Origin of the sequence: Paenibacillus lautus, from assembly GCF_050482385.1 — a bacterium.
In the GTDB taxonomy this organism is placed as follows: Bacteria; Bacillota; Bacilli; order Paenibacillales; family Paenibacillaceae; genus Paenibacillus_AQ; species Paenibacillus_AQ lautus_B.
Genome location: NZ_JBCNHV010000010.1, coordinates 1 through 13926 on the forward strand (window position 1 = coordinate 1; position 13926 = coordinate 13926).

The 13926-nt window shown below is 49.0% G+C and carries 11 protein-coding genes; 1 reads left to right on the plus strand and 10 read right to left on the minus strand.

The window, feature by feature from the left end; genetic code table 11:
- The 10 genes from ABEW73_RS10915 to leuC all read right to left on the minus strand — a co-directional run.
- Positions 1-1678, minus strand: a 1678-nt coding sequence (locus tag ABEW73_RS10915) for a dynamin family protein (RefSeq protein ID WP_430206385.1), incomplete at its 3' end; no start/stop codon positions are given.
- Positions 1679-1972: 294 nt separating this feature from the next.
- Entirely contained in the window at positions 1973-2254 is a 282-nt protein-coding gene (locus tag ABEW73_RS10920) for an NAD/NADP transhydrogenase alpha subunit (protein ID WP_430173540.1), read from the minus strand.
- 252 nt (positions 2255-2506) lie between these two features.
- Positions 2507-3178, minus strand: a complete 672-nt coding sequence (gene nth, locus ABEW73_RS10925; protein WP_076321029.1) for an endonuclease III — start codon at positions 3176-3178, stop codon at positions 2507-2509.
- Positions 3179-3262: 84 nt separating this feature from the next.
- Positions 3263-5992 carry an S-layer homology domain-containing protein gene (locus ABEW73_RS10930; RefSeq protein WP_430173538.1) on the minus strand — a complete coding sequence of 910 codons (2730 nt, stop codon included), beginning with the start codon at positions 5990-5992 and terminating at the stop codon, positions 3263-3265.
- 78 nt (positions 5993-6070) lie between these two features.
- The gene (locus ABEW73_RS10935) at positions 6071-6670 is read right to left on the minus strand and encodes a GerMN domain-containing protein (protein WP_430173536.1); all 600 of its coding nucleotides are present in this window, start codon (positions 6668-6670) and stop codon (positions 6071-6073) included.
- Between the two features lie 39 nt (positions 6671-6709).
- Positions 6710-8089 carry an N-acetylmuramoyl-L-alanine amidase gene (locus tag ABEW73_RS10940; RefSeq protein ID WP_430173534.1) on the minus strand — a complete coding sequence of 460 codons (1380 nt, stop codon included), beginning with the start codon at positions 8087-8089 and terminating at the stop codon, positions 6710-6712.
- A 201-nt stretch (positions 8090-8290) separates the two neighbouring features.
- Positions 8291-8977, minus strand: coding sequence for a GerMN domain-containing protein (locus ABEW73_RS10945; protein WP_430173532.1), 687 nt, complete (start codon positions 8975-8977; stop codon positions 8291-8293).
- A 40-nt stretch (positions 8978-9017) separates the two neighbouring features.
- On the minus strand, positions 9018-10454 hold the full coding sequence (locus tag ABEW73_RS10950) for an N-acetylmuramoyl-L-alanine amidase (protein ID WP_430173530.1): 1437 nt from the start codon (positions 10452-10454) through the stop codon (positions 9018-9020).
- Between the two features lie 235 nt (positions 10455-10689).
- Positions 10690-11292, minus strand: coding sequence for a 3-isopropylmalate dehydratase small subunit (gene leuD, locus ABEW73_RS10955; RefSeq protein ID WP_430173529.1), 603 nt, complete (start codon positions 11290-11292; stop codon positions 10690-10692).
- A 20-nt stretch (positions 11293-11312) separates the two neighbouring features.
- Positions 11313-12737: a 3-isopropylmalate dehydratase large subunit gene (leuC, locus tag ABEW73_RS10960; RefSeq protein WP_076321329.1), complete on the minus strand. Its 1425-nt coding sequence runs from the start codon at positions 12735-12737 to the stop codon at positions 11313-11315.
- Positions 12738-12921: 184 nt separating this feature from the next.
- On the opposite strand from leuC, the gene ABEW73_RS10965 reads away from it, so the two are divergent.
- Positions 12922-13854, plus strand: a complete 933-nt coding sequence (locus tag ABEW73_RS10965) for a LysR family transcriptional regulator (RefSeq protein ID WP_430173527.1) — start codon at positions 12922-12924, stop codon at positions 13852-13854.
- The last annotated feature ends 72 nt before the right edge of the window (positions 13855-13926 follow it).

Consider the following 13926-nt stretch of genomic DNA (forward strand, 5'->3'; position numbering starts at 1 on the left):
GGGCAGCCGCTTGCGCGGGCTGCCCTTCCGGCTCCCTCACCTCCGGCAGGAGGCCGGGGGTGAGGGAGGTGCGCGGCGGGAGCAGCTGCGCCAGCTCGGCCGCGCGGGCGGCTTCCGCCTGCTGCAGGGCTGCGTAGCTGGCGGAAGCCGCGGATTGCGCCAGAAGCTCGGCGCCCTGGCGATCCAGTTCCTGCAGACGGACGGCCGCAGCGTCCGTCAATACCGCCTTCAGCCGGTCGGCAAGCACCAACACGGCCCGGCGGTAGCTGCCCTTGATTTCCTCGGCCAGCTCCCGGTTATAGTTCAATACATATTCGCCGGACACCGTCGCTTCCGGATTCACGGTCCGCGTAATCATATCCTCCCGCACACCGGGAAGTTCAGCGTCCATTAAGCTCTCCCATTCGGGATTCCACTCCGTATGCTGCTCCACGCTTTTACGGAACAGCGAACGCAAATGCCAGTCGATCTGCGATGAAGTCTGTTCCTCCAATCGATGATGGAACGCCTCCAGACGACGTTGACGCTCCTCCTCCGTCTTGCCGCCTGTGAACAGAAACCCGACTTTAAAACCACTCTTGCGGCTTTCCAGAAAGGCGAGACTTAAATCCCGAACATCCGCCGGCGTCAGATTGGCATTTGCCAAAAGGGCATCCGCTTCTTTGCGGAGTTCCGTCCGAACGGATTCCGGCAGCAGCTGGGCGGATTTTTTTTGCTCTTCCAGCTCCTGCAGCCGCGCTTTCATCGCCGCAGCGGCCTCCTCGCCGCCCATTTCCTCCAGCAACCGCTCCTTCTCTTCCTGATGGCTGCGGGTATAGGCTTCGACATGCTGATCGGCAGCATGACGAATAGAGCAGGATACACTGTAGCGCAGCAACGGTTCCTTATGGGATATCAGTTCGCCGATCAAAGACTTCAGCGTTTCCCATTGATTATAGGGATGGTCCTGAACTTTTAGCGAAGTGCATAGCAACCCTTTATATGTGATCTTCCACTGCGCAAACGCCTTCTTCACGTCGTTTAGATAAGAAGACAACGTTAATTCATCATCACGATGCTTGTCAATCTGATTGACGATCAGGTACAGCGGTTTCCCCCAATCCGACAAGCTCTTGGCAAACATCAGATTACTCTCCGACTGCACATGATTGTAATCCATGACGTAAAAAACGATGTCAGCCATATGCAGGGCGGAATGCGTGGCAAGCCGGTGCCCGTCATCCGTTGAATCGACCCCGGGGGTATCCATCAAGACGCCATCTTCGCCAAGCAGCGGCACATCATCCCACACTTCAATCGCGGAATACTCCCGGCCCTCCTTGCAGTATTCGGCAAGTTCGTCAATCGTTACCGTTAAAGGCTCGCCAGGCTCCGCAGCAGATCGGTGAATCAACGCCCGCGGCTCACCGCTTCGGATCGTAACCACATTCGCACTCGTCGGTACCGGACCCGAAGGCAGCACCTTTTTGCCGCAAAGCGCATTAATCATGCTCGACTTCCCAGCGGAAAAATGTCCGCAGAAAGCAAGCGTCAGCTCGCCGCCTGTACCCTTGCGTATTAAATCCTCAGTCAAAGCGGAGGAAGACTCGTCATTCCACTCCAAGAAACGATCTCGAACTCTGGTTAGTTCCGTCACACTGTATCCGATTTCATGCTCAGCCATCAACTTCAATGTCATTTCTCGCTCCTGTCCAGTGATCTCTCAATTTCTGACACCATCTATTCACATCATTTTATTTTATCACCGCTTGCGCCGTAAAGGAATCATTGCATTTCATTTTCGGCCGTTGTCTTGAGAGGACAGTCCTTATCTATGCAAAATGGCAGGTCAAGGAAGTGATCTTCCTTGCCTGCCATTAATCCAAAGCTTCATAAACCGACACACACAGAAGGAATGAGGTGAGAATTCATACTCGATTACCCTGTATGCACCAGGTTTATCTCATTTTTTAAAACATCAAATTTGAAGAACTTAGGATACAACGGTGTTTTCTTCTGCCGGAATCAAAATTTCGAAGACATTTCCGTGCTGCAGAATAGTTAACCCGCGTGATTTATCGCGCATGACCACCACTTCGGGCTTCTGTGACATACGCTCCAAATAATGCTCGGGAGCATCCCCGGAATGACTGAACGTCACGCCTTCGATTTCTTGCTCTTCATTCTCACTCAGTTGGCTTTGGCTCTCCACCACATGTTCAAAAATATCTGAGAACAATTCAAAATTGTCGGTGTAAACAGAGATGCATTTCATGTGTAATCCCATCCTCTTTTAAATTTAGCTCATGCCGATCCAGGATACCGTCCTCTTTCACCTCGCGAAGAACCGACTTTTGTCACTGTTGTTTCCAGATCTCCATTCTCCCATGCGGCTAAAGATAGAAATCCGGAGACAAAGGCAAGCTTTGCGCTTGCTTACAATTATGTCCATTTCGCTAGCTATTCATTAAAGTGCCGTATCCCAATGAATCAGATGAACCTCTTTTTTGTCTATTTCTTGCTGATTTTACAATTGTTCCTTATTCTTCCTGACTGCTAAGGTTTTCATACGTTTCTTTCCTTCACGGCAAACATCCAGCAATGGGCATACCGGGCATTGCGGATTTTGAGCTTTACAGTGATACCGTCCGAAAAAAATGATCCGATGATGGGTCAGCGTCCATTCTTCACGCGGTACCCGCTTCATCAGCTTTTTCTCCACTTCCAGCACGGAATCTTTCCAGGCGGCCAGTCCAAGTCGCTTGGAAACTCGCTCCACATGCGTGTCAACCGCGATGGCAGGCACACCAAAAGCATTGGAAACGACGACATTGGCTGTCTTGCGTCCAACCCCAGGTAATTTGACCAGCTCATCATGAGCCTCCGGCACCTCACCGCCATACTGTTCGATCAGAATCCTGCACAAATTCTGAATATGTTTGGCCTTATTCCGGTATAATCCGATCCGTCTGATATCCTGCTCAAGTTCCTCGATCGGTACCGATACATAATCCAAAGGCGTTTTGTATTTCTGAAACAGATCCTTTGTCACTTTATTAACCGTTTCATCCGTGCACTGAGCGGACAGCAGCACGGCGATGGTCAGCTCAAACGCATTGCTGTGATTCAGCTCGCAATGTGCATCCGGAAACATGCTCTCCATCGTGTCCAAAATATGCCGTACCGTTGCCGCATTCATATGTTTCCCTCCCGCAAAAAAAAATCTTGATGCGGAAATCCCCGCATCAAGACGGTGTTTCTCGAGCAATCCCAGGTCGATAATTTACTGTTTTACGATCTCAACAACGACACCGTTGTTTAAGTACAGTACAATATTATCATTTTCCTTAAGGGATTGCACGGACAAAGTAGTGTCACCTTGATGAACAAATACTTTATCGGATAATGCGTACCGGAAATTATCGTTAATCGATTTGCGCTTCACTTGAATTTCCGTATTGCTTGCCTGCCAGAATGCACGTTCAACCTTCTCCAGAACCTGCACGATCGTTACGCCCTGAATATCTTTTCGAATCTCAACGCGATCTCCTGCGGTCAATGTGCTTAAATTCGAAGCCGTCGAACCATTCTTAACGACTTTGACCCCACCGCTCACGACTAACGTCTGACTGCTGCCTGAATAATCCTTCACGGTCAGTGCATTTCCGGAAACATCTGCGTTTGTCACTTCGCCAAGCGTCAATTTAACTTCGGCAACCGCGACAGGCGTTAAGCCTTGGAACGTTATATTAACGAGTGCTCCCGGACGCAAGTCATTGAGCAGAATCGCTTGTCCGCTTTCACCGGTAAATATGGTTTTTTCGGTATATATATCGCTTGTAGAACCGTTCGCTTTCACTCGAATCCGATTCCTCGTTGGTTCTGTAGATACCACCTCGAATTGTGCGGAAGTTTTGAGTTTTAAGCTCTGCAAGTAATCCTGATTGTTCGACAGCTGGGCTGACACTTCGTCACCAATCCGTAAATCCGCCAGGGTTACGCCTGATCTGCCGAAGATTTCCACAACCGGACTATTGTAGTATGAGATTTCCTCCACTTTTCCGCTAGCGGTCACAATCGAAATTACTCTCTTGGATGTGTTAATATTGCTGATTTTACCTTCAACTTTATATACCACTTCCAATGAAAGTACGCGGGTACCGATCAGAGAGACACTTACTTTGCGTCCTGAGACAAGCAAAGGTTCTACTCGATCCAGCGTCGTTCCATAGCTTGATTCCAGCTTTGTCTTGTCATCCAAAACGATCACACGAGGCAGGTTGTTCGCATCCTTAACCGTCAGCCAACGCGTCTTGGCATCGTAGTTTACGACGGTAGCGGCATCCAACTGCTCAATTTGACGACCCGTTACTTCGATTTTCGAAATCTTTTCTTCACCGTTAATGGTCAATGTCACTTGATCCCCGGATACCGCGTCAGCGAGCAAATCGGACAGAACCGGTTTTGCCACGCCACCCATGATGATTTCCGGCTTGTCTGCCAAATACTTCGTTTCAAGCTGTGTACTTCCACTGCGCTTGTAAGTGATTGTCTTTCCGTTTTCTTCAACGGAATACAGCGTTGCCTGCACGGTACGATCGACGCTTTGCGTGACTTCCAACGACTGAATAACGCTGTTTTTTACCGAAAAGTTCACCGTGAAGCCATTCTTAAGCTCCGCCGGAGCCAAAATTTGATTCTGATAGCGAATGACGGTTGCATCATCCCATGTGTACGTATCCTCATAACCGGTGCTATCCTTAAGGGTTACTCTTTTGTTGACCGTATCCACGTTCTGAACGATGCCTGCCCCAGTCTTGTTAACCAAGCCGCTCTTTACGCGGATTGACACGATTTTCTTCTGCGGGCTGTATGTTTCGCGTTCAATCGTAAGCAGACTGCCGGCAGCAAGCGTCTTCGGATCGATCTTCGTACCGTTCTGATCCAGGAACACTGTACTTGGGTCGTAACTCAGCTCTTCAAAGGTGCTACCTGTATCCAGCCAAATGAGGTTGTCCGGCGACAAGCGTGCATACGTGCGGTCAAACCGCTCCACTTGCTGGGTTGGATCCGTAATTTCCACGTAAGCAGCCGTTCCGTTATTCACGACGACCACCGCTTGAGTGTAAGGATTGATCTCCGAGAATTGCAATCTCTTCTCCGAATCGGAGGTGAAATACGCTGTGGAATTATCCAGCTTGAATGAATTCAGCTTGCCATCGGCATACAGCTCCACCTTACCGTTCTCGATCGCAGCGATGGAGCCTTTGTATTGGTTCTCGTAATTTGTGGTAATGTAGGCTTGAGCCCGGCTGAGGAACGTTGCAAGCTGGGCACGGGTAACGGCCCCTTGCGGATCGAACTTGTTGCCGTTCACGCCTTTCGCAAGTCCAAGCTCAACCGCTACATTCACATAACCCAGACGATCCGGGGATATCTTCGCGTTATCCGCAAAGCCTGTCGCTTTATTATTGGCTGCATTGGCTTCCGCGGTACGTCCAATGGAACGGACAAGCACTTCGGTTATCCATTCCCGGGATGCTTTCTGCGCCCCCCAAATGACTTTCTCATCCGTATATCCGGATTCTTTCTGCTTGTCGAGCAGGTTTTGCTGAAAAGCCAGTTCAACATACTTCGTAAAATAATCATTCACTTTAATATTTGTCGGTAATGTCGCAGCGCCGCTGCTTAATTGATCCTGCTTGCTTAAGAACCGGATCGCCATCGTTACAGCTTCCTGCTGCGTTACTGGATCGTTCGGACGAAACTTTCCGTTATTTCCGGTCACGATCCCCTGTGCTGCTAATTGATAAATATACTTCTCTCCCCAATATCCGGCATTAACGTCACTGAATCCGTTAATGGCCGTTTGGCCGGCATTTGCCGTTGTCGCATTTGCCGTTTCTTCATCTGCCGAGACGATCGAAGCCCCGCCTCCGAATGCTATAAGTCCGGCCATGACGGCGGAGACCACTTTTTTGGAATGAACATGTTTGCTGTGTCTAAGTACCATTTTCTTTCCCCTCTCAATAACTACTGCTTCATCATATACTAATATTCGACAGCAGATCGTGATCTCCTTCAACCATCATTACCGAGTCATTGGATTTTCCAAATCGACATGACCCATTAACGATTCGGTCTGCTGACCATCCACCAGAATTTGAAGTGATTTTACTTCGTCAAACTGAAAAAAAGTTTTTTTGATCGCATCGACAGCAAACGACTCCCCGCCTGCACCCAGGTTGGCTTCGTCCGGGACCGTCACATCGAGTGTCAACGCCCCGTTTTCGAACTTCAGGGAATTCAGCCCGATTTTATCCCACAGAGGAATCATTTCGGCATTACCACTCTTCTGCAATGCTTGATAAGCCGCTTCGTATTTTTCCTGATCTTCCTTATACGAAATTTCTGCCGTACCTTCTACCAGCTCCATCATATCAGGATCCGTGTAATAGGCTTTGATGCTCTCTGTTTTCGCTTCCGGCGTTGTCACTTCGCTGCCGCTGCCCGTAGACGATCCACCTGCTCCATTCGACGTTCCATTATTGCTCTGTCCTGTCTGATCATCAGGTGCAGGCGTTTCTTGCCCAGGCGTATTGTCCGGAGCTGCTCCGGGTTTCTGTCCACAACCGGCACCAATCAGCATTACGACTGCCAATAGGCCAGCCGACCATATTTTTTTATTCAAAAGTAGCCACCTCCTGCAATCACGATCACTGTTGTATCGTTAATCAACCTTCAAATAATTTTTGATGCCTCTGACAATGGCCTCTGCCACACGATCCTGCGTTGCCGGATCAAACAGCTTGCTCTCATCGGTCTTGTTGCTCACGAATCCGACTTCAAGCAAGGCACCGGGCATTTTCGTCTCACGAATCACATGGAAATTACCATACCTCACTCCGCGATCCTTTAATCCCATGGCCTTCACGATCTCTTTATGGAGTGCATTCGCCAGCGCTTTGTCAGATTCATGGTAGTAATACGTTTCGGTTCCGCTTGCAGTGGAAGGGCCACTATTAGCATGTATCGATATGAAAACATCAGCCTTCAGATCATTCGCAATCTTCGCGCGATCCTTCAGCTCGAGGAAAGTATCGTTACTGCGAGTCAAAACGACTTCGATATTTTGTTCTTTGGCCAACAGTTTCTCAACTTTCAGCGCCATTGCGAGGTTGAAATCCTTCTCCCTCTTCTTCGTTACCCCGATTGCTCCCGGGTCGTGATCTCCATGACCCGCATCAATGACCACGAGTTTCTTTCCGCCTGTACCAGGTAACGGGTTAGATCCCGTATTCAAATCCACAATGAACAGGCCCGAACCGTTCTCAAGGCCTGAAACGGTGTAATTCTTGGCGTAGTTAAGATCAATGACAATTCGCACGGTCATCGGATTGCTATTGTACAAGGAGTATCGTACTGATTTGACATCCGGATATCCCGTTACGGTCATCTGACCGCTCTTCATCACATCATCAAAGCTGGCATTGCTGCTGAATGTATCCGAAAAATTCGTGTTCACCATATCAATGACGATACGGTCCGGATTACTAAGTTTTGATACATTCGGCTTCGCATTGCCGGTAACGGCGACCATCAGCCTGTTTTCGCTGAAACTGATACCGTCCACGGTCGACGTAGTTACCCCGGGTTCTTCACCAGGGTTACTCCCGTCATAAGACGAGGTCAGATAGACTGCCTTCTGCGCGTTATCCCATCTTACTTGAAGGCCCATCTGCTCACTTACAAAACGGATGGGAACTAGTGTTGTTCCGCCACGAAGAACAGGTGCTTGGGTCATTTGTACGCGCTGACCGTTGATGTCAGCTTGCTGACTTCCAATCACCATCGTTACAGTCTGCGAGCCGTCTTGGACAGTTACCTTCTTGGATGCCTTGTTCCAGTACACGTCAAATCCCAGATTCTCGGAAATGACACGGATCGGAACCATGACTGTACCGTTATTGTTCTCGACCTTCACGCCAGATGACAGATTGATTTGTTGACCATCCAGGTAAATCTTTGCGCTGTACGAACTCGCATCCGCCATTTTAGGAAACGCAATCATGATGACAACCAGAAACATTAAAAAACCGAACTTCTTCATCCTTCACCCCTACCATCCTATTATTTTGCCATAGATTGGCGTTCCTGCACTCGGCCTGTCCGACATTACCTGACAACCTATAGACGCAAAGTCACAATGAAAGTTGCGAAATTGTTCCCTTTTTACCAAAAAAACACCTATTTCAAAAGCCGAAATAGGTGTTTTGTCCTTCATATGAAATTCATTAATAGTACTTTATAACTACTTTCGAGTCATCGGATGCTCCAGCTCAACATGTCCCATTAAGCTTTCGATCTGCTTACCGTCTACTAGCAATTCCAGGGACTGTACCTCATCAAACTGGAAGAAGGTTTTCTGCAAGCCATCAATCGCAAACATTTCCCCTCCAGCTCCGAGGTTGGCTTCGGCTGGTTTGGTGATATCCAGCGTCAAGGCTCCTTTTTCAAACTTGAGAGACTTCAACGTAATCTTATCCGACCATAGTGGAATTAGTGCGGCGTCACTGCTCGTTTGAAGTCCTTCAAAGGCTTTCTTATATTTATCCTCTTCACCCGAATATGTGATCTCTTTGCTAGCCTCTTTCAGATCCATAATTTCGGGGTCCGTATAATAGAGTTTAATATTGGCCTTCTTAGCTTGATCCTCCGTGGCATTCACATCCTTTGTATCCACAGGCGTTCCAGTACTTTCACCGGTTGTATTCTGCGGTGGTGTGCTGGCTCCCACGCCTGCATTTACTGATGTTGCGTCATCTTCCTTATGATCATCAGCCGCCGTTTCTCCCGGATTATCCTGAGGTGTTTGTACTTCTCCTGTTGCGGTCTCCGGATTTGTCTCGGCAGGGGCTGCAGTCGGCTTCTGTCCACAGCCGGCACTAAATGCAAGCAGGAGCGCCAGCAATCCTGTCATCCAATATTTTTTGTTCATGACTTTCGTCCCCCTCTAAGTTCATCAAATCTTGTACACATTATTGTACTTGAAGATATTCTTTAATACCCGCTACAATACCTTGTGCAACACGATTTTGGAAATCGTCTTTAAACAACTGGGCTTCGTCACCCTGGTTGCTCAAAAAGCCAATCTCGAGCAGGACAGCCGGCATCGTTGTTTCTCTCGTAACATGAAGGCTGCTGTATTTAACTCCCCGATCCTTAAGACCTGTTGCACTCGCAAGATGTTTGTGTATCACATTCGCCAAGGATTTGCTTGAATCTCTCGTATAATACGTTTCCGTACCGTTCGGACTGCTGGTCGTGCTGCTGTTTCCGTGAATAGACACGAATATATCCGCCTTCAGGTTATTTGCGATCTTGACGCGATCACTAAGTTCAAGGTGTGAATCATCAGTGCGAGTCATCACAACATTGATATTCTTCTCGTTTTTAAGAAGCGCTTCAACCTTCAGAGAAACATCCAAATTAAATGATTTCTCCTTCTTTCCCGAAATGCTGATCGATCCAGGCTTGATTCCACCGTGACCGGCGTCAATAACAACCGTCTTCTTGCCGTTGCCTGTTACCGGGGGAACGGGTGGTATGAGGATTTCTCCCTCGGCGTTCAGATCAACAATAATGAGTCCCGCTTCTTGGGTTACCCCATAACTTTTAGGACCTGTCAGGTCGATAACGATACGCACGGTTGATGGATTGTCACTGAACATGGCATATCGTACATTCATAACGTCAGGATAATCCGTGATTACCATCGCGCCGCCGCTTTGTGCATTGGCTGCATGTCCATCCAAGAACGAAGAAGAGAAGATGGTATTTGGAAGATCAATCACAATCCGGTCCGGTCCCGTTATGCTGGATACTTTCGGCGTAACCGTACCATCTGTAGCAATCATCAACCGGTTGTCGCTAAAGCTAAGCCCTGTCATTGCAGCCTGGTTCCCTGATTCGACGGGCGGGGGCGTTTCACTTCCCGAATGGTTTCCGTCAGCAGGATCAACCTCTCCTTCAGAAACCGGTGGAATGGAGCTGGAGAGAAACACAGCCTTTGTCTGGTTGTCCCATTTAACATCAAGCCCCATCTGCTCACTTACAAACCGGAGCGGCACAAGCGTGTTCTGCCCATTTAAGACAGGGGCCAAGTTCAGTTCAACCTGGGCACCGTTCATCTCAGCCTGCTGGCTGCCGACCACCATACGAACAGCCTTCTCGCTGTTCTCGACCGTTACGGTTTGACTGGCCTTCTCCCAACCTACCTTGAACCCGAGATTCTCGGATACCACGCGGATCGGAATCATCACGTTGCCTTTCATGTTGGCTACCTGAACACCCGAAGACAAATTCAATGGTTCTCCGTCAAGAAAAATGCTTGCATTTGAAGAACTGGCTTCGCCACTTTTTGGAAACGCCAGCAAGAAGACTATCAACATCATTACAAACCCTAACTTCTTCATGAATCCACCTCGATCATCCCATGATTAAATTTGAAAAGCAAATCTAGCAAAAAACTAAAAATATGTAATCAGCACATTCCCGACGACACACCGCCGGACAAATACTGACATAAAACTATGGCTCCTTTTGGCTATCGCTGCATATTAATTCCATAATACCAAAAAAAACTTCCATTTCCTACACAGGAAATGGAAGTTTAATAATCTTGTAACCTTTTGCCGTGTAATTACGAGATTAAGCGAACAGACGCTCCCCATGCTTCTTCTCGTAAGCATCGATTGCACTTTCATGCTGCAGCGTCAAGCCGATGTCATCCAGTCCTTGAAGCAGGAATTGACGGCGGTGCTCGTCGAGATCAAAGTCAATATGAAGTCCTTGATCATCTGTAATCGTTTTGCTCTCCAGATCAACGTTCAGCTTATAACCTTCTTTGGCTTCTGTGCGCTGGAACAGTTCCTCGACTTGCTCCTCCGACAGTTTGATCGGAAGAATCCCGTTCTTAAAGCAGTTATTGTAGAAAATATCAGCAAACGATGGAGCGATGACCACGCGGAATCCGTAGTCGAGAATCGCCCAAGGGGCATGCTCACGGGAAGAACCGCAGCCAAAGTTGGCACGGGAAATCAGGATGGTTGAGCCTTGGTAGCGGGGCTGATTCAGCGAGAAGCTGTCGATGTTGCCTCCCTCTTCGTCAAACCGCCATTCGTAGAACAGAAACTGTCCAAACCCTGTACGCTCAATCCGCTTCAAAAACTGTTTCGGAATAATGGCGTCCGTATCTACATTCACCCGGTCCACAGGTGCGACTATACCGTGTAATTTCGTAAATGCTTGCATAAACTTCTCCTCCGTCCTTCTTAGCTCACAACTTCTTCGGCTACAAAGTTCCAGTCACGTACATCCACGAAGCGCCCTTTAACCGCAGCTGCCGCTGCCATTGCCGGCGATACGAGATGCGTTCTGCCGCCCCGGCCTTGGCGTCCTTCGAAGTTACGATTGGACGTGGATGCGCAGCGCTGTCCCGGCTTCAGTACATCCGGATTCATCGCAAGACACATACTGCAGCCTGCTTCACGCCATTCGAAACCCGCTTCAACAAAAATTTTGTCGAGACCTTCTTGTTCAGCCTGGATCTTCACTCGGCCGGACCCGGGAACAACGATGGCTGTTACATTGCTGGACACTTTATGTCCCTTCGCCACAGCTGCTGCTGCACGCAAATCTTCAATGCGTCCATTCGTGCAAGAACCGATAAAGACATAATCGATCGGAATCTCGGATATGGGAGTCCCTGGCACAAGCGCCATATACTCCAGTGCTTTCTCCGCTGCCTTGCGCTCATTCTCGGTCTTGAAATCCGCAGGGTTAGGAACCGTTGAGGAAATGCCAGTACCCATTCCCGGACTCGTTCCCCAGGTTACTTGAGGGATCAGAGATTCTACATCGAACTCGACCACTACGTCGAATTCGGCGCCTTCGTCTGTCACAAGGTTTTTCCAGGCTGCTACTGCAGCATCAAAAGCTTCACCTTGCGGAACATGTTGACGTCCGCGCAAGTATTCAAACGTCGTTTCATCCGGAGCGATCATGCCCGCTCTGGCTCCGCCTTCGATGGACATGTTACATACGGTCATGCGCTCTTCCATCGACAGTTCGCGGATCGCTTCACCCGTATACTCAATAACATAACCTGTTGCAAAATCAGTACCGTATTTCGCGATCACGCCAAGGATCATGTCCTTAGCCGTTACGCCCGGATTGCGGCGACCGACAAAACGCACTTCCATGGTCTTCGCTTTGGCCTGCTGCAAACATTGGGTGGCCAGCACATGCTCAACCTCGCTCGTACCGATACCGAACGCAAGCGCGCCGAATGCACCGTGAGTGGATGTATGGCTGTCGCCGCACACAATCGTTTTGCCTGGATGCGTTAAGCCAAGTTCCGGCCCCATTACGTGCACAACGCCTTGATCAATCGTATCGAGATCATACAGGGTAACGCCAAAATCCTGACAGTTCTTGGTCAGGGTATCAATTTGCTGCTTCGAAATCGGATCCGTGATGTTAAAACGGTCTTTCGTTGGCACGTTGTGATCCATCGTTGCGAAGGTCAGTTCAGGACGGCGTACTTTACGGCCGCTAAGACGCAAACCTTCAAATGCTTGCGGGGAAGTTACCTCGTGAACCAAATGCAGGTCGATGTACAAAATACCCGGTTTGCCTTCTTCTTGATGAATAACGTGGTTATCCCAAATTTTCTCGAACATTGTCTTCTTACTCATCATCATCACCCCATTGTTCTTTACGTCCATGAGAAGATAATTGCTTGTTATCTTCTTTAAATATAAGGAAGATCTACAACGCATCATCTTTACGTTGATAGTAATATATCATTTCCTTCTTCATTGTTCCAAGATATAATATCTATAGATGTAATAGGATTCAGCTATAACGGAGTGATGCTAAATGGAACTGAGACAACTGCAATATACGCTGCAAATCGCGGCGGATAAAAATTTTTCGCGTGCCGCGGAGAAACTTCATATCGCCCAGCCTTCCTTGAGCCAGCAGCTCTCCAAGCTGGAGAAAGAGCTCGGCGTGCTGCTGTTCCAGCGCAATACGAGCAACGTAGAGCTTACCCATGCCGGAGCCAGCTTTGTCGAGCATGCCCAGAAGATCATGGACGCCGTTGAGCAGCTGAAACAGGAGATGTCGGACATCTCCCAGCTTCGTAAGGGTAAAGTCGTAGTCGGCAGCATGCCGATTACAGGTTCTCACCTGCTGCCACGGGTTTTGCCTGCCTTTAAAAAGGGATATCCGGATATTGAGATCACCTTGTTGGAAGACTCCTCTATGAACCTGGAGAAGCTGACGGCCAGCGGCAAGGCCGATCTTAGCCTCCTTGCGCTGCCGCTGTCCGAGCCTTCGCTGTCCTGGATTCCGATCGGTGAGGAAATGATTGATTTGGCCGTTCCTCCGCAGCATCCGCTTGCGCTGCGGGCAGCCACTGATCCCGTTCGGCCCATTACGATCGACGAAATCCGAAACGAAGCATTTGTTGTCCTCAAAAAAGGGCAGGGCTTCCGGAAGCTTACCTTTGATATATGTCGAGAGGCCGGCTTTGAACCGAACGTTGTATTCGAGAGCAACAACATCGAGACGCTCCAATCTCTGGTCGCAACCGGCATGGGCATAACGCTGGTGCCTCGTTTTATCGCCCGTGCGAAACGCAGCGAGTTTATTCCGGTTTACTTGCCGCTGGCTGATCCGGTTCCGAGCCGTACGCTGGTCGTGGCTTACCGCAACGGCCGATACTTGTCCAAAGCGGCGGATGCGTTCATCGATACGTTCAAGCAGGTTATGGACAAGCTGGTTGTGGAAAGCGTTCAAGATCAATAAACGCAAATGAATGCAGCCCATATACGAATAAAGAGGCATAACCATCGTCGAATGACAGTGGCTATGCCTCTT